The following is a 23,665-nucleotide window of genomic DNA, read 5'->3' as shown; positions in this document are numbered from 1 at the left end:
CATGACCACGTTGTGCATTTCCGACCTGCATCTCGACCCGGAACGGCCGGCGATCACCGAACTGTTCGGCCGCTTCCTGGACGGCGAAGCGCGCAGCGCCGACGCCCTCTACATCCTCGGTGACCTGTTCGAGGCCTGGGTGGGCGACGACGATCCCTCCGAGGCCGGCACGTTCGTTGCCGAACGCCTGCACGCCGTGGCCGACGCCGGCGTGCCCGTGCATTTCCAGCGCGGCAATCGCGATTTCCTGCTTGGCAGCGGCTATGCGGCCCGCGCCGGCTTCTCGATCCTGCCGGACCCGGCGGTGGTCCTGCTCGACGGCAGGCCCGTCCTGCTGACCCACGGCGACCTGCTCTGCACCGACGATGCGGCCTACCAGGCGTTCCGTGCGCAGACGCGCGACCCGGCCTGGCAGGCGCGTTTCCTGTCGCAACCGCTGCAGGCGCGGCTTGCGTTCGCAGCGCAGGCACGCGCGGCGAGCCAGGCGCGACAGGGCGAGCTGAAGCAGGCCGGCACGATGGAAACCATCACCGACGTGGCACCCGCCACGGTCGCCGGGATGTTCGTGCGCTACGGCGTGGACACGATGATCCACGGCCACACGCACCGGCCCGCGGTCCATGGACTCGTCGCCGGCAATCGCGAATGCCGGCGCATCGTGCTCGGCGACTGGTACACGCAGGGCTCGGTGCTGCGCGTGGAAGATGGCCGTTTCGACCTGCACGCGCTGCAGGAGCGGCTGTAGGAGCGGCTTCAGCCGGGATCGACGCTGCGACGGTAGCCTGCGGTCGCGGCTGAAGCCGCTCCTACAGGGGCCGGGCCGAAGCCTGGGCCACCTGCTGCAGCGCGGCCAGCTCGTCTTCGCTGAAGCCGGCGGCGCTGCGCGCCTCGATATTGAACGGACCATGCAGCACCGCACGCGCGTACTCGGCCAGCAGTTCGCGGAACTTCGGTTCGGGGTCGATGCCGCGACGCTCGCAGAACCAGCGAAACCAGTGGCTGCCGGCGGCGACGTGCGAGATCTCCTCGCGCAGGATCACCTCGAGCACGTCGGCGGTGCCGTCGTCGCCAAGCGCGCGCAGCTTCACGATCATTCCGGGCGTCACGTCCAGCCCGCGCGCTTCGAGCACTCGCGGTACCAGCGCCATGCGCGCCAGGCCGTCATGCGCGGTCTTCTCGCACATCTCCCACAGTCCGTTGTGCGCGTCGAAATCGCCGTAGTCGTGGCCCAGCGCCTGCAGGCGTTCGCGCAGCATCAGGAAATGCCGGGCCTCGTCGTCGGCGATGCGCACCCAGTCGGCGTAGTAGTCGGCCGGCATGCCGCGGAAGCGGTAGGCGGCATCCCAGGCCAGGTCGACGGCGTTGAGCTCGATGTGCGCGATCGAATGGATGAAGGCGGCGCGCCCTTCGATTCTGCCCAGGCCGCGGCGCGGCAGGTCGCGCGGATGCACCATCGCCGGTCGCGACGGCCGCCCCGGCATCCGGATCGGCTCGGGCGCGGGCGCATCTTCCGCCACGGCCAGCGCGCCAGCGGCGAAGGCCGCGGCATGGCGCCGGGTCAGCGCGATCTTGTCGTCGATGCCGGCCGCGTCCAGGCATTCGCGCGCGGCGTCGAACAGCGTCGGCATCAGCGCGCGATCAGAGCGCGAGGCGCCGCTGGCGCTTGGCGTCGTCCGAACGCAGCTGGCGCAGCCCTTCGAAGTAGCCGGCATCCACGCCGGTGGCGTACTCGCCGCTGAAGCAGGAACTGTCGAACTTCATGCCCTCGAACTTCGGCCCGGCGACCGCCTTCTCCAGGTCCGCGAGGTCCTGGTAGACGAGCCAGTCGCAGCCGATCATGCGCTCGATCTCATCCTCGGTGCGTCCGTGCGCGATCAGCTCTTCGGGCGTCGGCATATCGATGCCATAGATGTTCGGATGCCGCACCGGGGGCGCGGCCGAAGCCAGGTAGACCTTGCGCGCACCGGCGTCGCGCGCCATCTGCACGATCTGCTGCGAGGTGGTGCCGCGCACGATCGAATCGTCGACCAGCAGCACCACCCGGTTGCGGAACTCGAGCTTGATCGGATTGAGCTTGCGCTTGACCGACTTCACCCGCTCGCCCTGCCCCGGCATGATGAAGGTGCGGCCGACATAGCGGTTCTTGACGAAACCCTCGCGGTACTTCACGCCCAGCACGTTGGCGATTTCCAACGCCGCATCACGCGAGGTGTCGGGGATCGGGATCACCGTGTCGATGTCGTGGTCCGGGCGCAGGCGCAGGATCTTCTCGCCCAGGGTCACGCCCATGCGCATGCGCGCCTTGTGCACCGAGATGTTCTCGATCATCGAATCGGGCCGCGCGAAGTACACGTACTCGAAGATGCACGGCGCGCTCGCGGCCGGTTCCGCGCACTGGCGCACGTGCAGCTCGCCGCGCGGCGTCACCACCACGCCTTCGCCGGGCGCGATGTCGCGCACCAGCTCGAAGCCGAGGATGTCGAGCGCAACCGACTCGGACGCGATCGCATACTCGTTGCCTGCCTCGGACTCGCGCTTGCCCAGCACCAGCGGCCGGATGCCGTGCCGGTCGCGGAACGCCACCAGGCCCAGGCCCAGCACCGTGGCCACGGCGGCGTAGCCGCCACGCGCACGACGGTTGACGCCCTCGATGGCAAGGAACGCCGCCTCCGGGGTCAGCATGCGGCTGCGGTCGAGTTCGTGCGCGAACACGTTGAGCAGCACTTCGGAGTCGGACTGGGTGTTGATGTTGCGGCGGTCTTCCTCGAACACCTCGCGACGCAGCGTGTCGGTGTTGGTCAGGTTGCCGTTGTGCGCCAGCGCGATGCCGTAGGGCGAGTTGACGTAGAACGGCTGCGCCTCGTCGCTGCCCTCGCTGCCGGCGGTGGGATAGCGGCAATGGGCGATGCCCACCCGCCCTTCCAGCAGCGCCATCGCCTTGTCGTTGAACACGTCGCGCACCAGGCCGTTGCCCTTGTGCACGCGCAGCTGGGTGCCGTTGGCGGTGGCGATGCCGGCCGCGTCCTGGCCGCGGTGCTGGAGGACGGTCAGGCCGTCGTACAGCGCGGTCGCGACCTCGGTGGTGGCGACGATGCCGATGATGCCGCACATGGCAGTGTTTTCCCGTTGGTGTTGCGAGACTGGAGCGGGTGGCTTGTCGCGCGCCCGTCAGGGATGCGCGCGGACCATGCCGTCGATGCCGAGCTTCGACTTCACCTGCGTCTTGAGCCGCTCGGCGTCGTCGCGGCCCGGCACCGGCCCGGCCTTGACCCGGGTCAGGCGGCCGCGGTCGGTGGCGACGGTTTCGGTGAAGGCGTTGATGCCCATGCCGCGCAGGCGGTCGCGCAGGCGCGTGGCCTCGTCGGCATTGCCGAAGGCGCCGACCTGCACTGCAAAGCCCACGCCGCTGGCGGCTGGCGCGGCAGGCGCTGCAGCCGGAGTGGATGCGGGAGTGGCTACTGGCGTGGGCGCGGCGGTGGCTGGCCTGGCGCCCGCAGTCGACTGCGTCGGCGCAGCCGCGGCAGCTGACCGCGGCGGTGGCGCGTCGGCATCCAGCGCAACCACGCGCGGGCTGACGTCGCTGCGCACCTGTGCAGCGCGCACGCGCATCGCTTCGGCGGCCTCGCGCGAGGCGAACGGCCCCAGGCGCACGCGCTGGGCCGGCCGACCGTTGAGGGTGAAGGCTTCGCTGTAGGCGCGGAGCCCGGCCTGCGACAACTGGCGCACGATGACCTGCGCATCCCGCTCGCTGCCGAACGCACCGAAGTGCACCGCATAGTCGCCAGCGGCCGCGGTCGGCGGCAGCGGTGCGGCCTGCGGTTCCTTTTCGGCCGGTGCAGGCGTCGGGCGCGCAGGCGGCGCGGCCGGCGGCGGGGTGGGCGCGTCCTGCGCCAGCTCGGCAGCATCCGGATCGGGGACCGCGTCCTGCGCGGACTCGTCGACGACGGAAGGCCGCTCCTGCGCGGGCGGCGCGGTGGCGGTGTCCACCGTCGCAAGCTGGTCGTCGTCGAGTGGATCGGGGACACCCAGCACGCCACCCTGCGGCGCATCGGCAGGCACGACCAGGGGCAGGTCGACCGTCCTGTAGCCACCTTCGGGGGCATCGGGCACGCGCATCGACAGGTCAGACACGCCGCTGTCAGGCGCGGGTCCCTTGACCAGCATCGGCAGGAAGATCACGGCCAGCGCGACCAGCACGGCGGCACCGATCAGGCGCTGTTTCAATCCGGCATCCATCGGGTTCGGCAAGAGCGGCGGGCGCGCGAATTATACGCCGCGCAGCAGGCCGGCTTCTGAACCCGGACCACGCAGCACGTGCAGCGCCTCTTCGGCCGCATGGAACGAACCGAACACCAGGATGCGATCGCCCGGCGCGGCTGCCTGCAGCGCCGCGACCAGGGCCGCGGCGGGATCGGGCAGTTGCTGTCCGGCCTGCGCAGCGGAACCACGCAGCCGCGCTGCAAGCGTCTCGACGTCGATGCCGCGCGCGCCGGCCCCCAGCGACCCCCCCAGCCACCAGGCATCGACCAGGCCATCGAGCGCCTGCACTACCGCAGCCGCATCCTTGTCGGCCAGCGCCGCGTACACCGCGTGGGTCCGACCCGCGACGTGGCTGGCGCGCAGCCACGCGGCCAGCTCGCGCGCGGCCTGCGGGTTGTGGCCGACGTCGACCGACACTGCGACGCCCGCGCGGTCGAACAGCTGCAGCCGTCCCGCGAGTCGCGCCCCCGCCACCCCACGTTCGATTGCCGCGTCCGCCAGCTCGATATCCAGCGCGCGCAGCGCCGCGATCGCGACCGCCGCGTTGCGCAGCTGCACCGGCGCGGACAGCGCAGGCATGGGCAGTTCGATGTCGAAACCGACCTCGCGCCAGCGCCAGCGCACCGCATCCAGCGGCTCGAAGAAGAAATCGCAGCCAATGCGCACCGCCGACGCGCCGATCGCGTACGCGTGGCGCAGCACGCTGGCCGGCGGGTCGTCGTCCCCCAGCACCAGCGGCTTCCAGGCGCGGGCAACCCCGGCTTTCTCGGCACCGATGGCCTCGCGGTCATCGCCCAGCCAGTCCTGGTGGTCGAGGTCCACGGTGGTGATGACCGCGACATCGGCATCGACGAGATTGGTCGCGTCCAGCCGTCCGCCCAGGCCGACTTCCAGGACCACCAGGTCCAGCGCCGCGCGTTCGAACAGCCACAGCGCGGCCAGCGTGCCGAACTCGAAGTAGGTCAGCGCGGTGTCACCGCGCGCCGTTTCCACCGCGGCAAAGGCATCGACCAGTGCGTCCTCGCCGGCCTGGTCGCCATCGATGCGCACCCGCTCGCCATAGGCCAGCAGGTGCGGCGAGGTGTAAGCACCCACGCGCAGGCCGGCCTCGCGCGCGATCGCCTCGATGAAGGCGACCGTCGAGCCCTTGCCGTTGGTGCCGGCGACGGTGATGACGCGTGCGGCGGGTCGTCCCAACGCCAATCGGTTGGCGACCTCGCGCACACGCTCCAGCCCCATCTGGATGGCCTGCGGATGCTGGCGCTCGATGTAGGTGAGCCAATCGGTAAGGGTCTTGTGCATGAGGTTGGACGAAAGGGATGTCATCCCGGACGAACTCAAGGATGTCATCCCGAACGCAGTGAGGGATCTTCTGTCGGCCGCATCCGGCGTCCCGGAGAAGATCTCTCGCTACGCTCGAGATGACAGACGAATAGGACGGAAAACATCCGGCCCGGTTGACCCCACCCCGAAGCGCTGCGGCACCGAACCCCGTCGCTTGTGGAGACAGCCGCCCGCGACTACAGCGCCCGATGCACCGCCTCGCCGAAGAACGCCGTGTGGTGCGAGCAGTCGTTCAGGCGCACCACCTCGAGGTTGTCCAGGTCGTCGCCTTCGAGCAGGTTGAGCGTGGTCGGCGCCTGGCGGAAGGTCCACAGGCGCGACAGCGGGATGCCCAGCACATGGCACAGCAGCACGCGGTTGACCGCATCGTGCGCCACCACCAGCAGGGTGTCGTTGCCGCCAAGACCCTCGACCGACCACTGCAGCGCCTCCCACGAGCGGCGGAAGACCTGCTTGAGCGACTCGCCGCCCGGCATCAGCACGGAGTCAGGCTCCTCGCGCCATGCGCGCAGCAACTCCGGATCGCGCTCTGCGATCTCGCTCGCCAGCAGCCCTTCCCAGGTGCCGTGGGCGATTTCCATGAAGCCCATCTCGGTGGTGAGCATCGGCGCGCGTGCCTCGCCAAGCGCCAACTGCGCGGTGTGGTAGGCGCGCGTCAGCGGCGAGCTGACCGCCTTGTCGATGCGCACGTCGCGCAGGCGTTCGCCAAGCAGGCGCGCCTGTCGTTCACCCACCGGCGACAGGGGGATGTCTTCCTGTCCCTGGTAGCGGCCTTCGGCATTCCACGGCGTCTCGCCGTGACGGGCAAGCAGGATTCTCATGCGGCTGGGGGTTCCGGATACGGTTCGGGAGGCACGCCCGCGACTCCCCCGGGCGCAGCGCCTAGTCTAAGCGATGCGACGTCCATGGTCCCGTGCCGGCGCCGCACAACAGGCCGCCGCTACCGCTTCGGCGCGACGCCCATCTCCTGCAGCAGCTGCGGCGCCGGGTAGACCTCCTGCATGATCCAGCGCAGGTAGCGCTGGTCGACGGAGATGGTGCGGGTCATCTCGGCGTCGAACACCCAGTTCGACACCACCGCCTCCCAGTTCATGTCGAACAGCAGGCCGACCAACTGCCCGCGTGCGTCGAGCACGGGCGAGCCGGAGTTGCCGCCGGTCACGTCCAGGTCGGACAGGAAGTTGACCGGAACCGTGCGCATCCGGCGATCGGCCAGCCCGCCATGGCGCTTGGCCGCGACCGCATCCAGCAGGGTCTGCGGCGCGTCGAATGGCTCCTCGCCGGTGGCCTTGGCCGCCACCTCCTCGAGCCGCGTGAACGCCTGCTGCCGGCTGCCGTCGAGCTTCGTATAGGGCTTGACGTTGCCGAAGGTGATGCGCAGCGACGAGTTTGCATCCGGATAGACCTGCCCGCCCTGGCTGCGGCGGTGTTCGGCGACGGCCTGCAGGTAGCTCGCCCGCGCCGGCAGGCGCTCACCGGCGCGTGTCTTGCCCGCCTGCTCGAGCTCGAGCAGGGTCGGCATCACCGCCACCGCGTACCGGATCACCGGGTCCTTGCTGGATTCGAAGGCCTTGCGATCGGCCTTCAGCCAGGCCATGCGCCTTTCGGTGTCGGCAAGCTTGGTGTCGGCAAGCCTGTCCAGGGCACGCTCGATCGCCTTCGCATCATTACCCCCGAGCCAGGTGTCGACGGTCTTCAGCCGCTGCGCCGGCGGCAGCTTGACGTATTCGGCCAGCCAGTAGGCCTGCAGTTCGCGGTCCATGGCCGGGACGTAGCGCCGGTCCATCTGCCGCAGGCTGCCCTCGATGGTGGGCAGGTCGCGATCCTGGTAGCCCTGCTCGCGCTCGGCGTCGGGCTTGCCGCGCTCGATCGCGAGGCGGTAAAGCGTCGTAGCCGCGGAAATCGCACCGGTGCCGTTGAACATGCGCAGCACCAGGTCGCGCTCGCGCGTGGCCCGGTCGGCCTCGTCCAGCGCAACCAGGCGCTCGTGTGCGGTCAGCGCATCGGCGCCCTCCTCGCCACGTGCGCGCAGCCACTCCAGCACCGCGGCCTCCTCGGCGCGCTTGGTCGCCGCCGCCCCGGTGCGCGAGAAGCCGGCAAGCTGGCCCTCGTAGTTCTTCATCACGTTTTCCCAGCCGCGCACCGTGCTGGCGTATTTCACCTCGACCTCGGGATCGGTCTTGGCGTGCGCGTCGACAAGGTCGACAAGCGCGCGGTAATGGCGACCGATGGTCGGATACGACCACTGCTCGGTGTCCTCGAATTCGCCTGCCAGCGCGTAGCGGCTGGTGCGGCCCGGATAGCCGGCCACCATCACGAAGTCGCCCTCGCGCAGCGGCTTGTCGGCGATCTGCAGCCAGTGCTTCGGCTGGTAGGGCACGTTGTCGGGCGAATGCGCCGCCGGCCTGCCGTCCGGACCCACGTACGCGCGATAGAACGCGAAATCGCCGGTGTGGCGCGGCCACATCCAGTTGTCGACCTCGCCACCGTAGTTGCCGATGCTGCCCGGCGGCGCGTAGGCCAGGCGCACGTCGCGGATCTCGAGGTTGCGGAACAGGCGGTAGTCGTTGCCACCGAGGAAGCTGTACATGCTGCAGCGGTAGCCGTCGTTGGCTTCGCACGCGGCGACCAGCCGCTTCTCGATCGCGTCCAGCGCCTGGGTACGCGCCAGCGGGTCGGACGCCGCATCGATCGCAGCGCGGACCTCGGTGGTGACGTCGGTGATGGCATCGAGCACGTAGATGCGCGCATTCGGCCCGGCGGTGATCTCGTCGGCCGGTGCGGCGGCGTTGAAGCCGTCGCGCATCAGGTTGTTGTCCGGCGTGGAGTTGAGCTGGATCGCGCCGTAGGCGCAGTGGTGGTTGGTCACCACCAGGCCCTGCGGCGAGACGAAGCTCGCCGTGCAGCCGCCCAGCGAGACCACCGCCCCGAGCGGGTCGCCGGTCAGGTCGGCGAGCTGCGCCGGGTCCAGCTTCAGGCCGGCCTGCTTGAGCGGTGCGGAGATCTCCGGCAGTTGCTGCGGCACCCACATCCCCTCCACCGCGCCTGCGGCGGGGACAATGGACAGGGCGATCACGGCGGACAGGCACGGCAGGGATAGGCGCATGGAACGGTTCCACCTGAAATGACCGGCCGATTGTAGCCGCCCTCCCCCGGCTACGGCCCCTGCCGGCGTGCCCGCGGTTTCCGGTGCAACCTATAATGGCCACCCGTTCCCGCAGGCCGCCCCCCGATGTCCGCAACCATGAAGGCGCTGGTCAAGCGCGAGACCACCAAGGGCCTGTGGATGGAGGAGGTCCCGGTGCCGGTGCCCGGGCCGAACGAGGTGCTGATCAAGGTCGAGAAGACCGCCATCTGCGGCACCGACCTGCACATCTACCTCTGGGACGAGTGGGCGCAGCGCACGATCCGCCAGGGCCTGGTGATCGGCCACGAATTCGTCGGCCGCGTGGCGGAGCTGGGTCCGGGCGTGACCGGCTACGCCATCGGCCAGCGCGTGTCGGCCGAGGGCCATATCGTCTGTGGCCACTGCCGCAACTGTCGCGCAGGCAAGCAACACCTGTGCCCGAACACGGTGGGCATCGGCGTGAACCGCGACGGCGCCTTCGCCGAATACATCGCGATGCCCGCCTCCAACCTGTGGCCGATCCCCGACCAGGTCCCGTCCGAACTTGCCGCCTTCTTCGACCCTTACGGCAATGCCGCGCACTGCGCGCTGGAGTTCGACGTGGTCGGCGAGGACGTGCTGATCACCGGCGCCGGCCCGATCGGGGTGATGGCCGCCGGCATCTGCAAGCACATCGGCGCGCGCAACGTGGTGGTGACCGACGTCAACGACTACCGGCTCAAGCTCGCCGCGGACATGGGCGCCACGCGCGTGGTCAACGTCGCCAATGGCTCGCTGCGCGAGGTGATGGCCGACCTGCACCTGGAAGGCTTCGACGTGGGCCTGGAAATGAGCGGCAACCCGCGCGCCTTCAACGACATGCTCGACTGCATGTACCACGGCGGCAAGGTCGCCCTGCTCGGCCTGCTGCCCAAGGGCGCGGGCATCGACTGGGACCGCATCATCTTCAAGGGCCTGACCGTGCAGGGCATCTATGGGCGCCGCATGTACGAGACCTGGTACAAGATGACCCAGCTGGTGCTGTCGGGCTTCCCGCTCGGCAAGGTGCTCAGCCACCAGTTGGCCGCCGACGACTTCCAGCAAGGCTTCGACCTGATGGAGTCGGGCAAGTCGGGCAAGGTCGTACTCAACTGGAATTGAGCCTGCTCCCGTAGGAGCTCCGCTCCTGCAGCACAACATCTGCACGGAATCGCCATGTCCCTGACCCAGCGTTACGCCGCCACCCTTGACGAGATCCGCGATGCCGGGCTGTTCAAGGCCGAGCGGATCATCACCAGCCCGCAGTCGGCCGAGATCACGCTCGCCGACGGCCGCACGGTGCTCAACTTCTGCGCCAACAACTACCTGGGCCTGGCCGACCATCCAGACATCATCGCCGCGGCCCGGGACGCGCTGGACACGCATGGCTTCGGCATGGCCTCGGTGCGCTTCATCTGCGGCACCCAGGACCTGCACAAGCAGCTCGAGCGCACGATTTCGGCGTTCTTCGGCAAGCAGGACACGATCCTGTACGCCGCCTGCTTCGACGCCAACGGCGGCCTGTTCGAGCCGCTGCTCGACGAGAACGACGCAGTCATCTCCGACTCCCTCAACCACGCCTCGATCATCGACGGGGTGCGCCTGTGCAAGGCGCAGCGGTTCCGCTACGCCAACTGCGACATGGCCGACCTGGAGAAGCAGCTGCAGGCAGCGGAGGCCGCCGGTTGCCGCACCAAACTGATCACCACCGACGGCGTGTTCTCGATGGACGGCTTCATTGCGCCGCTCGACGAGATCACCGCGCTGGCGTCCAGGTACGGCGCGCTGGTGCACATCGACGAATGCCACGCCACCGGATTCCTCGGCGCCACCGGCCGCGGATCGGCCGAGGTGAAGGGAGTGCTGGACCGCATCGACATCATCACCGGCACACTCGGCAAGGCGATGGGCGGCGCGCTGGGCGGGTTCACGACGGCGAAGTCGGAAGTGATCGAACTGCTGCGGCAGCGCTCGCGCCCCTACCTGTTCTCGAACTCACTGCCGCCGCACGTCGTGTCCGCGGGCACCAAGGCATTCGAAATGCTCGACGCCGCGGGTGCGCTGCGTGAACAGCTCGTCGTCAACACCGCGTACTTCCGCGAGCGCATGACGGCCGCGGGCTTCGACCTGCGTGCGGGCACGCATCCGATCTGTCCGGTGATGCTGTACGACGCCTCGCTCGCGCAGCGGTTCGCCGAACGCCTGCTCGAGGAAGGCATCTACGCGATCGGTTTCTTCTTCCCCGTCGTTCCAAAGGAACAGGCGCGCATCCGCACGCAGATTTCGGCCGCGCACACGCGTGAACATATCGACCGCGCCATCGACGCCTTCACGCGCATCGGGCACGAACTCGGTGTCTTGAAAAACTGAGCCGCGCCCGCGCAGTCATGCGGGTGCTTGACGAGCCGCAGGCTGCCCGGCATCGCCAGGGCGGCTCACTGCGGCACCGCGGGAGTTACTGGGACGGATCCGCGGCCTGCGGCGCCTCGGCGGCCGGAGCCACCGCCGGATCGGCCCGCCGCCCGGCGCTGTAGCCATTGGCCTGCAGCCAGGCGTCGAAATCATCGGCAGTCATGCGCTTGCCGTTCTGGGTCATGTTGAACCGGTACGGCGTATTGTCGTGCTCGGTGCGCTTGACGTAGCCCGCCGTGCCGGGCGTGGCCAGGGCCGACGCCGGGGTCGCTGCAGCCAGCGGCTGACAACCTTCCACGCGCAGGCGCCACAGCACATTGTCGACCGATTGCGACTCGTCGAAGTCGGGCGCGAGCACGCCACGCTGCGAGCCGAGTTGGGGATTCACGCTTGCAAAACCTGTCGCGACAGGAAGCAGCACCGTGGGACGCACGGCAAGCGGCTGCGCGGTCGCACCCGGGCACTGGGTGGAGGCATGGGCCGACACCGCGCCCAGCGACAACAGCAACAACGTCCATCCGCGCATGTTCCAGCTCCACCTCGAAATCTGGGCGAAGTGTAGCAGCGCGTTGGCTGCAGGCAAGCGAACAAGCGCGCTCGAGCGTGCCCGAAAAAGCAGAAAGCCCGGCACTTGGCCGGGCTTCCTGGATACAGCTACTCGACGTCAGATCAGTTCTGGACGTTGAGCTCGGTGCGGCGGTTGACCTCGCTCTTGCAGCCCGGCAGCGTCTGCGCGGTCGGCTCAAGCGGACGGCTCTCGCCGTAACCCACCGGACCCATCAGGCGGCCGGCATCGACGCCATTGCTGGTCATGTAGTCGTACACCGCGCCAGCGCGACGCTCCGACAGGCTCTGGTTGTAAGCGTCCGCACCGCACAGGTCGGTGTGGCCGGCCACTTCAACGCGCAGCTCCGGGTAACGCTTCAGGATTTCGACGGCCTCGTTGAGGATCTGCACCGCGTCAGGACGCAGCGTCGAGCGGTCGAAGTCGAAGTTCACGCCGTTCAGATCGATCGTGATCGGAGCCGGGGCCGGCGGCGGCGCAGGCTGGGCCGGCGGCGGCGGCGGCGGCGGGGCAACCGGCGCGGTCGGCTCCGGACCCAGCGGAATGACCACGCCCACCGAAGCGATCACGTCGGTGAAGTAGCTCTCTTCCTGCTGATGCGGATAGCCGGAACCCTGGGCCGGGCCGGTTTCAGCTGCAATGCTCTGATCGTCGAAATCGAAACGGGTGGCCAGTTCGGCACGCACTGCAACGCGGCTGCTGAAGTCGCCCTGCAGGCCCACGCCAAGCTTCGCGGCGAGGTTGCCTTCCTCACGCTGGAACAGCTCGCTCGAGGACGCCAGCACATACTCTTCCTCAGAGCGCTGGTAGCCCAGGCCCATCAGCAGGTACGGCGACCAGTTCCGGCCTTCGGCAAGGAAGTGGCGGCGGAAATCCAGCGACACGCCGTACTGGCTCCACAGCAGGTCCGAGTTGTGGCTGAACTGCGGATTCTGGTAGTTCAGCTCACCTTCGACCGACCACTCCGGGCTGATGAACTTGCCCAGGCCAAGGCCGAGCGCATACGCATCATCGGTGCGACGGTCCTCGTCCTGTAGGTTGAAACCTACCGAACCGGCCACGTACCAGCGGTCATCGAATTCCTGCGCGGACGCGACGGTGGTCACGGCCAGGCCGGCCAACAGGGCGGCGCTAAGCAAGCGGATTTTCATTGAAAACTCCTAGGGGGTTGTCCGGGGAAAATGAAACGGATTCGCACTTCTGAATACTGCTCGGGCGCCATGCCAAGAGGCCGGCCCAAACCGTTGTTTCATGGGCCGGCGGCAGAATAACATAGGGCGAACGGATTCTTAACGACTGTCCGATATTCGGGCGGCCGGCGATGGCAACCAAGGCCATCGCCAGCCGATCCAGATCAGTTCTGGACGTTGAGCTCGGTGCGGCGGTTGACCTCGCTCTTGCAGCCCGGCAGCGTCTGCGCGGTCGGCTCAAGCGGACGGCTCTCGCCGTAACCCACCGGACCCATCAGGCGGCCGGCATCGACGCCATTGCTGGTCATGTAGTCGTACACCGCGCCAGCGCGACGCTCCGACAGGCTCTGGTTGTAAGCGTCCGCACCGCACAGGTCGGTGTGGCCGGCCACTTCAACGCGCAGCTCCGGGTAACGCTTCAGGATTTCGACGGCCTCGTTGAGGATCTGCACCGCGTCAGGACGCAGCGTCGAGCGGTCGAAGTCGAAGTTCACGCCGTTCAGATCGATCGTGATCGGAGCCGGGGCCGGCGGCGGCGCAGGCTGGGCCGGCGGCGGCGGCGGCGGCGGGGCAACCGGCGCGGTCGGCTCCGGACCCAGCGGAATGATCACGCCCACCGAAGCGATCACGTCGGTGAAGTAGCTCTCTTCCTGCTGATGCGGATAGCCGGAACCCTGGGCCGGGCCAGTTTCAGCTGCAATGCTCTGATCGTCGAAATCGAAGCGGGTGGCCAGCTCGGCACGCACTGCAACTCGGCTGCTGAAGTCGCCCTGCAAGCCGACACCGAGTTTCGCGGCCAGGTTGCCCTCTTCACGCTGGAACAGCTCGCTCGAGGTCGCCAGCACATACTCTTCCTCAGAGCGCTGGTAGCCCAGGCCGAGCAGGACGTACGGCGACCAGTTGCGGCCTTCGGCAAGGAAGTGGCGGCGGAAGTCCAACGACACGCCATACTGGCTCCACAGCAGGTCGGAGTTGTGGCTGAACTGCGGATTCTGGTAGTTCAGCTCACCTTCGACCGACCACTCCGGGCTGATGAACTTGCCCAGGCCAAGGCCGAGCGCGTACGCATCGTCGGTACGGCGGTCCTCGTCCTGGAGGTTGAAACCGACCGAACCGGTCAGATACCAGCGGTCATCGAATTCCTGCGCGGACGCCACATGGGTCACGCCGAGGCCGCTGAGAAGCGCGAGGGTGAGGAGTTTGGTCTTCGTCATTTCCGGTTCCTTGAAAGGACTTGTTCAATCGGATTTCGACCCCGTGTACCGCTGATGCGACGTCGGTGCCATGTGCCTGGCGCAGCCGGCAGACGCAGGCTGAACGCACGGCGGCAGCTTAGGTTCAGAGCCGTGAAGGGCGCGTTAACAACCGCATAACTTTCGGCGTCACGCGAATCTGGGATTCCGCCTGAGGCCAGCCATACCGTCCTAGACCTTTCGGCGACAGCATCTTGCGCAGGCGAGGGGGTTCTCCCCGGCGCGCCCATGTCCGCCCCGTCGCACAGCATGAGACCGCCACCCGGGAAACTGGCATCCACCGCATTTGCCCCCATATCCGCGGCTCGTTAGGCTGACCGGTTCTCCCCGGCTGCCCTCTCCCGCAGCCCCCTACTGGAACCCCGCCCGATGGCGATGGACACCATCCGCATTCGCGGTGCCCGAACCCACAACCTCAAGAACGTCGACCTCGACTTGCCCCGCGACCGGCTGATCGTCTTCACCGGCCTGTCCGGCTCCGGCAAGTCGTCGCTGGCCTTCGACACCATCTATGCCGAGGGCCAGCGCCGCTACGTCGAGTCTCTGTCGTCCTACGCGCGGCAGTTCCTCAGCGTGATGGAGAAGCCGGACGTCGACCATATCGAGGGCCTGAGCCCGGCGATCTCGATCGAGCAGAAGTCGACGTCCCACAACCCCCGCTCGACGGTCGGCACGATCACCGAGATCTACGACTACCTGCGCCTGCTGTATGCCCGCGTCGGCCTGCCGCGCTGCCCGGACCACGGCTATCCGCTGGAGGCCCAGACCGTCAGCCAGATGGTCGACCAGGTGCTCAACCTCGATCCCGAGCAGCGCTGGATGCTGCTCGCGCCGGTGGTGCGCGAGCGCAAGGGCGAGCACGCGCAGGTGTTCGAACAGCTGCGCGCACAGGGCTACGTGCGCGTGCGCGTGGACGGCGTGCTGCACGAGATCGACGCCGTGCCGCCGCTGGCGCTTCGGGTCAAGCACACCATCGAAGCGGTGATCGACCGCTTCAAGGTGCGCAGCGCGGACGAGGAGTCCGCGGCCGGGTTCAGGCAGCGCCTGACGGAATCGTTCGAAACCGCACTCAAGCTCGGCGACGGCATGGCGTCGGTGCAGGCCATCGACGACGCCGCGACGCCGCTGCTGTTCTCGTCAAAGTACTCCTGCCCGGTCTGCGAATACGCGCTCCCGGCGCTGGAGCCGCGGCTGTTCTCGTTCAATTCACCGCAGGGCGCATGCCCGACCTGCGACGGCCTGGGCGTGGCCCAGTTCTTCGATCCGGCGCGCGTGGTCGTGCATCCCGAGCTGTCGATGGCCGCCGGCGCGATCCGTGGCTGGGACCGGCGCAACGCCTATTACTTCCAGCTGATCCAGTCGCTGGCCAAGCACTATGACTTCAGCGTGGACACCCCCTGGCAGGAACTGCCGGAGGCCTCGCGCGAGGCGGTGCTGTACGGCAGCGGCACCACCACCCTCAGCTTCAGCTACATCACCGATGCCGGCGGACGCACCCAGCGCAAGCACCGGTTCGAAGGCATCGTGCCCAACCTGGAGCGCCGCTACCGCGAGACCGAATCGGCCGCGGTGCGCGAGGAGCTGGCCAAGTACATCAGCGAACGCGCCTGCCAGGACTGCGGCGGCGCGCGACTGAACCGCGCCGCGCGCAACATCTTCGTGGCCGAGCGGCCATTGCCCGACCTGGTCGTGCTGCCGATCGACGAGGCGCGCGCGTTCTTCGCCGGCCTGCACCTGCCGGGCTGGCGAGGCGAGATCGCCTCGAAGATCGTCAAGGAGATCAACGAGCGGCTGGGCTTCCTGGTCGACGTCGGCCTCGACTACCTGACGCTGGAGCGCAAGGCCGACACCCTGTCGGGTGGCGAGGCCCAGCGCATCCGCCTGGCCTCGCAGATCGGCGCCGGCCTGGTCGGGGTGATGTACGTGCTCGACGAGCCCAGCATCGGCCTGCACCAGCGCGACAACGAGCGCCTGCTCGGCACCCTCACCCGCCTGCGCGATCTGGGCAACACCGTGATCGTGGTCGAGCATGACGAGGAGGCGATCCGCCTGGCCGACCACGTGGTCGACATCGGCCCCGGCGCCGGCGTGCACGGCGGTGAAATAGTGGCCCAGGGCAAGCTGGCCGACATCCTCAAGGCCCCGCGCTCGCTGACCGGGCAGTACCTGTCGGGCAAGCGCCAGATCGCGATCCCGGCGCAGCGCCACAAGCCCAATCCGAAGATGCAGCTGCGCCTGCTCGGGGCCACGGGCAACAACCTCAAGGACGTCGACCTGACCATCCCGTCCGGGCTGTTCACCGCGGTCACCGGCGTGTCGGGCTCGGGCAAGTCGACCCTGATCAACGACACCCTGTACGCACTGGCCGCCAACGAGATCAACGGCGCCTCGCACAGCGCTGCGCCGTACCGCGAAGTGCACGGACTGGACCTGTTCGACAAGGTCGTGGACATCGACCAGTCGCCGATCGGCCGCACCCCGCGTTCCAATCCGGCGACCTACACCGGCCTGTTCACGCCGCTGCGCGAGCTGTTCGCGCAGGTGCCAGAGGCACGCGCACGCGGCTATTCGCCGGGCCGCTTCAGCTTCAACGTCCGCGGCGGCCGCTGCGAGGCCTGTCAGGGCGACGGCCTGCTCAAGGTCGAGATGCACTTCCTGCCGGACGTGTACGTGCCCTGCGACATCTGCCAGGGCAAGCGCTACAACCGCGAGACGCTGGAGATCCTCTACAAGGGCTACAGCATCCGCGACGTACTCGAGATGACAGTCGAGGACGCGCTGGCGCTGTTCGAGCCGGTGCCGTCGATTTCGCGCAAGCTCGAGACACTGCTCGACGTGGGCCTGGCCTACATCAAGCTCGGCCAGCCGGCCACCACGCTCTCGGGCGGCGAGGCGCAGCGGGTCAAGCTGTCGAAGGAGCTGTCGCGGCGCGACACCGGCCGGACCCTCTACATCCTCGACGAGCCCACCACCGGCCTGCACTTCCACGACATCGAGCATCTGCTCGCGGTGCTGCACAAGCTGCGCGACGACGGCAACACCGTGGTGGTGATCGAGCACAACCTGGACGTGATCAAGACCGCCGACTGGGTGGTGGACCTCGGCCCGGAGGGCGGCCATCGCGGCGGCACGATCATCGGCCAGGGCACGCCCGAAGAGATCGCCCGGCTTCCCGCATCGCACACCGGCCGCTTCCTGGCCCGCACCCTGGGCCTGGACGCGAAGCCCGCCAGGCGCAGGTCGGCGGCTTGAGCATGCCGCTGGCGCGCAACGCCGATCAGCCGAGTTCCCCACCATGAGCCTGGACAACCGCACCGCCCTGTTCCGCCTGCCGATCGAGCTGCGCTGGCGCGACCTTGACGCGTTCAACCACGTCAACAACTCCAACTTCATGACCTACCTGGAGGAGGCGCGGATCCGCTGGTTCGAATCGCTGGGCGAGCCCTGGCTGACCGACGCCTTCGCGCCGCTGCTGGCCGCGGTGCAGATGAACTACCGGGTACCGATCCCGTACCCGGCGCGCGTGGTGGTGGAACTGTTCGCCGACCGGGTCGGTACCACCAGCGTCACCATCGGCCACCGCATCGCCGGCGAGGACGGCACCGTGCTGTACGCCGACGGACACGTGGTGATGGTCTGGATCGACCGCGCCAGCGGCCGCCCGACACCGCTGCCGGAGGCGGTCAAGCGGGTCGCCACCGGCTGAGGCGCGGACCGCTCAGGCGTCCTCGCTGCCGCCCTTGACCAGCGCCAGTCGGCTCCACTGCGCCTCCGGCCGGGCTTCGTGCAGGCCGTGTCGCAGCATCAGCCGGTACAGCGTGACGCGCGAGATGCCGAGCTCGTCGGCGGCCTGGCCCACGCGCTGGCCGTTGCGCGCCAGCGCGCGATCGATCGCGGCGCGCTCGCCCTCGCGCCGGGCCAGGTCGATGGTGATCACGTGCAGTTCCGGGTCCGTGTCCTGCAGCTGCAGGTCGCTTGCGGAGATGTAGCAGCCCTCCGCCATCACCATCGCCTCGCGCACCCGGTTGATCAGTTCCCGCACGTTGCCCGGCCAGGAGTAGGCCTGCATCGCGCGCAGCGCGCAGGCCTTGAAGCCCCTCAGGCGGCACTGCACCTCGCTGGCGTGTCGCTGCAACGCGTGCTGCGCGATCAGCACGATGTCGCTGCCGCGCTCGCGCAGCGGCGGCATCCGCAGTTCGATCACCCGCAGGCGGTGGTAGAGGTCGGCGCGGAACGTCCCTTCGGCCACCGCCCGGCACAGGTCGACGTGGGTGGCCGACACGATCCTGGCATCGACCCGGATCGATTCGCGGCCGCCGAGGCGCTGCATCCGCCCCTCCTCCAGGAAGCGCAGCAGCGAGGCCTGCGACTCCATCGGCAGGTCCGCCACCTCGTCCAGGAACAAGGTGCCGCCGTGCGCAAGTTCGACCCGCCCGAACTTGCGCTGGACCGCGCCGGTGAACGCGCCGCGCTCGTAGCCGAACAGCTCGGACTGCATCAGGCTGGACGGGATCGCACCGCAGTTGATCCCGACGAAGGGCATGCCGCTGCGCCGGGATTGGCGATGGATCGCCGCCGCGGCCAGCTCCTTGCCGGTGCCGGTCTCGCCGGCGAGGAACACCGGTGCCTCGCTGCCTGCGGCCTTGGCCACCCGGCAGGCCAGGCGACGCATCACCTCGCTGTCACCGACCATGCCGTCGATCCGCGGCCCGCCGGCATCCACGGCCCCGTCGCCGGCCGCCAGCCGCGCCATGCCCAGCGCATGCCCCAGCACGATCGAGAGCGTCTCCGGGTCGCAGGGATGGGTGACGTAGTCGCGGCAGCACACATGCACCAGCCGCCCCAGCGCCGGCCAGGCCCGCTGTTCCGGGCGCAGCACGGCCACCCACTCCAGCCGCTGGCCCGCCAGCATCGCCACCAGCTCCGGCTGCGCGAACAGTTCCTGCGCGCCGGCGTCGTCGACACCGCGCAGGTCCAGCAATCCGACACCCGGCACCTCGTGCGGCGACAGCCTTGCGATCGCCCCGGCATCGTCGGCAGTCCGGATCTTCCAGCCCGCCGCGAGCAGTCCGCGCTCGAGTTCACCATCGTCGGGGAAGGATTGCACCCGAAAGTGGATCAGCGCCTGCGGTCCGGGATACGACATGCGGGACATCTCCCCGCACCCTCCCCCCGGGATGCCAGTTGTTGTTGTTGTTGTTGCAAGCTCAACGCAACCGGCCGCGCGCAGCGGCCATAGTGTCGGGCACATCTACCGGACAGTGGAGTGATGACCGAAGGCGCGCCGAGCCGACGCGCGTCATCGCACGGCGCGGCGGCGAGGCAGGCGCGTCAGAAGCTGATCGGCAGGCGCACGGCCAGTGAGACGTCCGGGGTGTCGCGGGTAACCCCGACGCCAAGCGCCACGTTCAGGCTGGTGTGGTCGCCCAGACGGTAGGACCCGCCGACCACCAGTGTGCCCAGGACCACGCGCACCGCGCCCGGTGCGTCCACGCCGTTCTGCCTGGTGCGGTCGACGATGCTCTGGTCGTAGCCGAAGCTGACCGCCGCACGTTCGTTCAATGCCAGGCCCATTCCGAAGTTGAAGCCGATGATGTCGCCGGCCTCCACCGTCCCCAGCGGCTCGGTGGTGGTCTGCGGAAAACCTTCGGGGGCGCCGGTGAGCACGGTCCTGGAGACGTCGTCGCGTTCGAAGTTGTGCAGGTAGCTCAGGCTGCCGAAGAACACCACCGGATCGGAGGCGTACAGCCAGGTGATGCCGGGCTGCAGTGCCGCGAACCCGCTTCCCGTCGGCAGGTCCAGCGGCAGGCCGGTGCCGGTGGCATTGGCCACGCAGCGGGTCACGCAGTCGGTGACGACCTCGAACAGGTCGCGCCCGGTGCGCGTCTTGTAGCGCAGCCACAGCACGTAGAACGGCGTGTCGGCGCCGCCCTGGTTGAGCTGGTAGCGCGCGGTGAGTTCGACATCCCCCACCCCCCTGCCGTCGGCCTGGAAGACGCTGTCCAGCGCAGACCCGGTGAAGATCTCGCGGCTGACGGTATCGCTGCTGATGTAGGAGTAAGGCACCTTCACTTCCAGCTCGAAGCGCCGCCCCACTCCGTAGCGCGCGGCAAGGGCCGCGGTCAGGCTGGTGGTCTTGACCTGGCGCACGTCGATCAGGCCAATCAGGATCGCCGGGATCACGGTGTAGCCGACCAGCGCCACGCGATCGTTGCTGGAATAGTCGAACTGCATCGACGGTTCGAGCACAAGCTGCCCGCGCGGCGTGAGGACGCCAGGCTGGTCGAATATCTGCGCGACTTCAGGCGGCCGTCCGGCCGATTCGGGCGGGCGGCCGACCTGGGTGTCGGCGACCGCCATCGTGTCGGCGTGTCCGGCCGGACCGGCATCGGGTGCGTCCGGTACCTGCGCGGGGGCCATGGCGACCGCGGCCTGTCCGGCGGCAAGCGGAAGCTGCGCCAGCGCCGGACTGCCGCCGCGCGCACGCAGGTCGCCCAGCCGCGAGGCCCCGACCTCGCGCGCCAGGCCGTCGAGTGCGTGCTGCTGATGTTCGACCAGCTGCTGCAGGGCGCCGATCTGGCGATCCTGCTCGACCAATCGCGCTTCCAGCTGTTGCAGCCGCTCGTCCTGCGCGCCCTCCTGCGCGCAAACGTTGCCTGCCAGCAGCAGCGAGCAGCTGGCCAGCATTGGCCAGGCCAGCCGGGCATGGCCGGCTGTCGTGCGCGATGGCGCGCCGGAATCATCGCGGTGACGTGGTGCTGGAGGTTGCCTGTTCATCGCGCACGTCCCTGTCGCACGGGGGTGGTCACTACAGCCCGCCCAGCGAGCCGGTCGAAGCGGCCTGCAGCATCTGCGCCACGTTCAGCGCCTGCAGCATGCCGAGCGCGTTGCTGCTGGCGTCGAGCGTGCTCTGCACCTGGATGCGCTGGCCGTCCAGCGAGTTCTGGATCACCAGTCCGCCAGCCTGTGCCTGCGCCGCATTGCCGCTGCCGATCTGCACGAGCTGCGTCCGCCCCAGCGTCGCCAGCTGGCTCGCCTCATCGGCGCTGATCCGGCCCACGTCGACCACGTCTACGCGCAGCGCCAAGACCAGTGCGCCGTTGACGTGCACGGTGCGCTCGAATCCAAACGAGACCTGCAGACCCGAGGGCATCACCAGGCCGCCGCGCTGGTCTTCGAGCAGGGCCGGATCGACGCGCTGCCATGCCTGCACCGACTCGGCCGGTTCACCCCCGAGCGCCGACAGGCCCGGCAACAGCCAGAGACAGGCCACCAGCCACCACGCGCCTCGGGCAGCCATCAGATGTCTCCCGGGCCGCGCCGCGGGATCACGATGTTCTGCAGTCCCTGGCGCTGGATGCCCGTGTGCAGCGGCGCGGATGGCGTCATGTTCCAGTCGCGCGGCTGGTTGAAGCTGGCCAGCTCGCGACGGTTGTGGACGACGAACAGCACGCGGTTGTCCCAGATGCGTTCGAAATCGCGGCGCGGGATCGCGCGCGCGCCGCGCGCCGGGTCGGCCACCAGCACACGGCCCTGGCGCAGTCCGCGGACCACGACGAAATGGCGGTATCCGCGGTCGTTGACCAGCACGATTGCAGGCAGCCCCTGGTCGAGCAGCCTGTCCAGCGGCACCTGGAAACCGTCGGCGCTGAAGCCGCGCGAGGCGAGGTAGCGGCGCATGTCCAGCAGCGAGAAACCCTCGGCGCGGATCCGCGCCTGGTCGCCGGTGGCGTACATGTGCTCGAACACCTCGGCCTCGTCCACCGGCATCCCGTACTGGTAGGTCAGCAGGGTCGCGACCGCGGCCGAGCCGCAGCTGAAGTCGTAGTGCTGGCGAACCGTGGAGCGGAACCGCGCCTCCTTCAGGCTGGTCACCGGCACCGAGTAACCGCCCCCATACGGCACGCGCAGGTCCATCGACCCGGCCAGCGCCGGCGCCGCCGGCACGGCCAGCGCCAGCAGCGCCGCAAGCAGGGGCGTGAGCCGCATCGTCAGGGCCCGCTGCCGAAGCGCACGTTGACCGCCGTACCGTTCTGGATGAGCACGTTCGAGCCGCTGTTCTGGATCACCGTGGTCAGGCCGGCGGCGTTGGCGAATGCACCGCCGTCGATCCGGTTGTCGCCCGCCACCACGTGGCTGGCTGTGTTGCCGTCCACCGTGCCCTGGTTGTCGACCTCGACCGTGGCCTGGCCATCACCGCCCCGCAGCGCAGACAGTGCTTCGTCGGCGACTGCGCGGCCAAACACGTCCGCGTCCGCGACCGCTGTCGCCGCATCGCCTGCCCCCGTCGTGCGCATTCCGGCCGCAGCCGGCTGCCCCGCCAGCGTGGGCAGCGGTGCCAGCAGCAGGCCCGCGACCAGCACGCGACGCCATGTCCTGCATGCGTCCATGGATTCACCTCCTCGCCTCGACCATCACGGCCCGCGGCATGCCCTGGATGATCAACCGGTCGCGGTGCGCGGCTGCGCATCGCGACCGGTCGAGCCTCGCCCCGTTGCGGGGACGAATCACTGCATCACGGACCGACGGTGAGGTTGGCCTGGACGGTCACGCCCTGCTGGATCAGCGCCGCGGCGCCGCTGTTCTGCGCCATGACCATGATGCCGGCGGCCGCGTTGCCGGAGCCGTTCATGGCGTTGGACATGTTGAAGTTGCCGGTGTCGGCATAGGCCACGCCGCCGTCACCGCCGCGGCCGCCGTTGCCGCCGCTGCCGTCGCCACCGGTGGCGTCGCCACCGCGACCGTTGCCGCCGGTACCGCCGTTGCCGGCCCAGGACGAGGCATCGCCGCTGCTGCCGCTGTTGCTGGCGGTGCTGGCGCCGCCGGTGGCCGAGGTATCGGCGGTGGACGTGGCGTCGGCCTGCGACTGGCTGTCCGCACTGGCCGCACCGGCACCGCGTTCGCGGGTCCGGCTGCGCGCTTCGGCGTAGGCGTCGGACGCGGACTCGCCGGCCGCCGCGGTCTGCGTTGCGCTGCCCGAATCGCCGGCGCGGTCGCTCCAGGCGCCCGAATCGCCGCCATCGCCGCCGTCGCCGGCCGTGCCCGAACCGCCGCCGGCCGAGCCGCCGACGCCCGCACCGCCTGTGCCGCCCGCACCGCCTACCGCGTTGCCGGAGTTGCTGGCGACGTTGCCCAGGCCGGATACGCCGTTGCCGGTGACCGTCCCGCTGAGCTGGGTGGTCGCGACCACGGTGTTGGAGCTGGTGTTGAACGAATCGCTGGTGGTGGACGTGGCGGTGCTGTGGTTGTCGGCCGCGGCGCTGCCCGTTCCAGAGGCCAATGCCTGGCTGGTGTTGTCGCGGTTGTTGCCACGGGTGGAGTTGTTGTCGCCGGCGCCGGCTTCGCTCTGCTCCTGGGCCATGAGCTGGCCGGAGGCGCCCAGCACGACCAGGACGGCCGCAGTGAGGATGCTGTGTCGAATGCGCATTGTGTGACTCCTTCAGGTTCTTCGCGCCAAAGGCCAGTCGTCATGACGGACGCTTGCGCTGCACTCTCC

Annotated in this window: 19 protein-coding genes and 1 pseudogene; 5 read left to right on the top strand and 15 right to left on the bottom strand. The window is 69.1% G+C overall.

All coding sequences use genetic code 11. The features are described from left to right. Position 1: 1 nt before the first annotated feature. A complete protein-coding gene (gene lpxH, locus ACW5DW_RS05360) occupies positions 2-745 on the top strand; it encodes a UDP-2,3-diacylglucosamine diphosphatase (protein ID WP_457017723.1) in 744 nt (247 codons plus the stop codon). Between the two features lie 61 nt (positions 746-806). On the opposite strand, the gene ACW5DW_RS05355 is transcribed toward lpxH, so the two are convergent. The 6 genes from ACW5DW_RS05355 to ACW5DW_RS05330 all read right to left on the bottom strand — a co-directional run bounded on the left by ACW5DW_RS05355 (position 807) and on the right by ACW5DW_RS05330 (position 8,710). Further along, on the bottom strand, positions 807-1,628 hold the full coding sequence (locus ACW5DW_RS05355; RefSeq protein ID WP_457017722.1) for a ferritin-like domain-containing protein: 822 nt from the start codon (positions 1,626-1,628) through the stop codon (positions 807-809). A 10-nt stretch (positions 1,629-1,638) separates the two neighbouring features. Beyond that, positions 1,639-3,111, bottom strand: a complete 1,473-nt coding sequence (purF, locus tag ACW5DW_RS05350; protein WP_457017721.1) for an amidophosphoribosyltransferase — start codon at positions 3,109-3,111, stop codon at positions 1,639-1,641. Positions 3,112-3,168: 57 nt separating this feature from the next. Continuing rightward, positions 3,169-4,236: an SPOR domain-containing protein gene (locus tag ACW5DW_RS05345; RefSeq protein ID WP_457017720.1), complete on the bottom strand. Its 1,068-nt coding sequence runs from the start codon at positions 4,234-4,236 to the stop codon at positions 3,169-3,171. A 30-nt stretch (positions 4,237-4,266) separates the two neighbouring features. Then, positions 4,267-5,562: a bifunctional tetrahydrofolate synthase/dihydrofolate synthase gene (folC, locus tag ACW5DW_RS05340; RefSeq protein ID WP_457017719.1), complete on the bottom strand. Its 1,296-nt coding sequence runs from the start codon at positions 5,560-5,562 to the stop codon at positions 4,267-4,269. 218 nt (positions 5,563-5,780) lie between these two features. Beyond that, positions 5,781-6,425 carry a histidine phosphatase family protein gene (locus ACW5DW_RS05335; protein WP_457017718.1) on the bottom strand — a complete coding sequence of 215 codons (645 nt, stop codon included), beginning with the start codon at positions 6,423-6,425 and terminating at the stop codon, positions 5,781-5,783. Between the two features lie 119 nt (positions 6,426-6,544). Next, positions 6,545-8,710 (bottom strand): S46 family peptidase, encoded by a 2,166-nt coding sequence (locus tag ACW5DW_RS05330; protein WP_457017717.1) that lies wholly within the window; start codon positions 8,708-8,710, stop codon positions 6,545-6,547. Positions 8,711-8,836: 126 nt separating this feature from the next. On the opposite strand from ACW5DW_RS05330, the gene tdh reads away from it, so the two are divergent. Continuing rightward, on the top strand, positions 8,837-9,871 hold the full coding sequence (gene tdh / locus ACW5DW_RS05325) for an L-threonine 3-dehydrogenase (protein WP_457017716.1): 1,035 nt from the start codon (positions 8,837-8,839) through the stop codon (positions 9,869-9,871). A 54-nt stretch (positions 9,872-9,925) separates the two neighbouring features. Continuing rightward, positions 9,926-11,119 carry a glycine C-acetyltransferase gene (kbl, locus tag ACW5DW_RS05320; RefSeq protein ID WP_457017715.1) on the top strand — a complete coding sequence of 398 codons (1,194 nt, stop codon included), beginning with the start codon at positions 9,926-9,928 and terminating at the stop codon, positions 11,117-11,119. 85 nt (positions 11,120-11,204) lie between these two features. Here kbl and ACW5DW_RS05315 read toward each other — a convergent pair whose 3' ends face one another. From ACW5DW_RS05315 to ACW5DW_RS05305, 3 genes are all read right to left on the bottom strand, one after another. Continuing rightward, positions 11,205-11,687, bottom strand: coding sequence for a hypothetical protein (locus ACW5DW_RS05315; protein ID WP_457017714.1), 483 nt, complete (start codon positions 11,685-11,687; stop codon positions 11,205-11,207). A gap of 143 nt (positions 11,688-11,830) precedes the next feature. After that, on the bottom strand, positions 11,831-12,877 hold the full coding sequence (locus ACW5DW_RS05310) for an OmpA family protein (protein WP_457017713.1): 1,047 nt from the start codon (positions 12,875-12,877) through the stop codon (positions 11,831-11,833). A gap of 203 nt (positions 12,878-13,080) precedes the next feature. Further along, positions 13,081-14,130, bottom strand: a complete 1,050-nt coding sequence (locus tag ACW5DW_RS05305; protein ID WP_457017712.1) for an OmpA family protein — start codon at positions 14,128-14,130, stop codon at positions 13,081-13,083. A gap of 408 nt (positions 14,131-14,538) precedes the next feature. Between ACW5DW_RS05305 and uvrA the strand changes: the two are divergent. Both uvrA and ACW5DW_RS05295 read left to right on the top strand, forming a co-directional pair. Continuing rightward, positions 14,539-17,418 (top strand): annotated as a pseudogene (uvrA, locus tag ACW5DW_RS05300) (excinuclease ABC subunit UvrA); the annotation flags it as partial. Positions 17,419-17,464: 46 nt separating this feature from the next. Next, a complete protein-coding gene (locus tag ACW5DW_RS05295; protein WP_457017711.1) occupies positions 17,465-17,875 on the top strand; it encodes an acyl-CoA thioesterase in 411 nt (136 codons plus the stop codon). A gap of 12 nt (positions 17,876-17,887) precedes the next feature. Here the strand turns inward: ACW5DW_RS05295 and ACW5DW_RS05290 are convergent, their stop codons facing one another. The 6 genes from ACW5DW_RS05290 to ACW5DW_RS05265 all read right to left on the bottom strand — a co-directional run bounded on the left by ACW5DW_RS05290 (position 17,888) and on the right by ACW5DW_RS05265 (position 23,596). Further along, the gene (locus tag ACW5DW_RS05290) at positions 17,888-19,315 is read right to left on the bottom strand and encodes a sigma 54-interacting transcriptional regulator (RefSeq protein WP_457017710.1); all 1,428 of its coding nucleotides are present in this window, start codon (positions 19,313-19,315) and stop codon (positions 17,888-17,890) included. A gap of 185 nt (positions 19,316-19,500) precedes the next feature. Continuing rightward, complete coding sequence (locus tag ACW5DW_RS05285) at positions 19,501-20,946, bottom strand: acetate kinase (protein WP_457017709.1); 1,446 nt, start codon at positions 20,944-20,946, stop codon at positions 19,501-19,503. Positions 20,947-20,977: 31 nt separating this feature from the next. Continuing rightward, a complete protein-coding gene (locus ACW5DW_RS05280) occupies positions 20,978-21,469 on the bottom strand; it encodes a hypothetical protein (RefSeq protein WP_457017708.1) in 492 nt (163 codons plus the stop codon). Then, a complete protein-coding gene (locus ACW5DW_RS05275) occupies positions 21,469-22,158 on the bottom strand; it encodes a C39 family peptidase (protein ID WP_457017707.1) in 690 nt (229 codons plus the stop codon). Before ACW5DW_RS05275 ends, ACW5DW_RS05280 begins: the two co-directional genes overlap by 1 nt. Positions 22,159-22,160: 2 nt before the next feature. Next, on the bottom strand, positions 22,161-22,559 hold the full coding sequence (locus tag ACW5DW_RS05270) for a hypothetical protein (RefSeq protein ID WP_457017706.1): 399 nt from the start codon (positions 22,557-22,559) through the stop codon (positions 22,161-22,163). A 125-nt stretch (positions 22,560-22,684) separates the two neighbouring features. Beyond that, positions 22,685-23,596, bottom strand: a complete 912-nt coding sequence (locus ACW5DW_RS05265) for a hypothetical protein (RefSeq protein ID WP_457017705.1) — start codon at positions 23,594-23,596, stop codon at positions 22,685-22,687. Positions 23,597-23,665: the final 69 nt, after the last annotated feature.

It is taken from the genome of Luteimonas sp. A482 (assembly GCF_054072655.1).
This window is presented reverse-complemented; position numbering and strand designations above follow the sequence as displayed.

Coding starts and splice junctions, on each gene's coding strand:
- lpxH (WP_457017723.1), top strand. CDS start 2: ATGACCACGTTGTGCATTTCCGACCTGCATCTCGACCCGGAACGGCCG.
- ACW5DW_RS05315 (WP_457017714.1), bottom strand. CDS start 11,687: ATGCGCGGATGGACGTTGTTGCTGTTGTCGCTGGGCGCGGTGTCGGCC.
- ACW5DW_RS05310 (WP_457017713.1), bottom strand. CDS start 12,877: ATGAAAATCCGCTTGCTTAGCGCCGCCCTGTTGGCCGGCCTGGCCGTG.
- ACW5DW_RS05265 (WP_457017705.1), bottom strand. CDS start 23,596: ATGCGCATTCGACACAGCATCCTCACTGCGGCCGTCCTGGTCGTGCTG.
- ACW5DW_RS05275 (WP_457017707.1), bottom strand. CDS start 22,158: ATGCGGCTCACGCCCCTGCTTGCGGCGCTGCTGGCGCTGGCCGTGCCG.
- ACW5DW_RS05335 (WP_457017718.1), bottom strand. CDS start 6,425: ATGAGAATCCTGCTTGCCCGTCACGGCGAGACGCCGTGGAATGCCGAA.
- ACW5DW_RS05355 (WP_457017722.1), bottom strand. CDS start 1,628: ATGCCGACGCTGTTCGACGCCGCGCGCGAATGCCTGGACGCGGCCGGC.
- folC (WP_457017719.1), bottom strand. CDS start 5,562: ATGCACAAGACCCTTACCGATTGGCTCACCTACATCGAGCGCCAGCAT.
- ACW5DW_RS05280 (WP_457017708.1), bottom strand. CDS start 21,469: ATGGCTGCCCGAGGCGCGTGGTGGCTGGTGGCCTGTCTCTGGCTGTTG.
- ACW5DW_RS05295 (WP_457017711.1), top strand. CDS start 17,465: ATGAGCCTGGACAACCGCACCGCCCTGTTCCGCCTGCCGATCGAGCTG.
- ACW5DW_RS05270 (WP_457017706.1), bottom strand. CDS start 22,559: ATGGACGCATGCAGGACATGGCGTCGCGTGCTGGTCGCGGGCCTGCTG.
- ACW5DW_RS05285 (WP_457017709.1), bottom strand. CDS start 20,946: ATGAACAGGCAACCTCCAGCACCACGTCACCGCGATGATTCCGGCGCG.
- purF (WP_457017721.1), bottom strand. CDS start 3,111: ATGTGCGGCATCATCGGCATCGTCGCCACCACCGAGGTCGCGACCGCG.
- ACW5DW_RS05330 (WP_457017717.1), bottom strand. CDS start 8,710: ATGCGCCTATCCCTGCCGTGCCTGTCCGCCGTGATCGCCCTGTCCATT.
- kbl (WP_457017715.1), top strand. CDS start 9,926: ATGTCCCTGACCCAGCGTTACGCCGCCACCCTTGACGAGATCCGCGAT.
- ACW5DW_RS05305 (WP_457017712.1), bottom strand. CDS start 14,130: ATGACGAAGACCAAACTCCTCACCCTCGCGCTTCTCAGCGGCCTCGGC.
- ACW5DW_RS05345 (WP_457017720.1), bottom strand. CDS start 4,236: ATGGATGCCGGATTGAAACAGCGCCTGATCGGTGCCGCCGTGCTGGTC.
- tdh (WP_457017716.1), top strand. CDS start 8,837: ATGTCCGCAACCATGAAGGCGCTGGTCAAGCGCGAGACCACCAAGGGC.
- ACW5DW_RS05290 (WP_457017710.1), bottom strand. CDS start 19,315: ATGTCGTATCCCGGACCGCAGGCGCTGATCCACTTTCGGGTGCAATCC.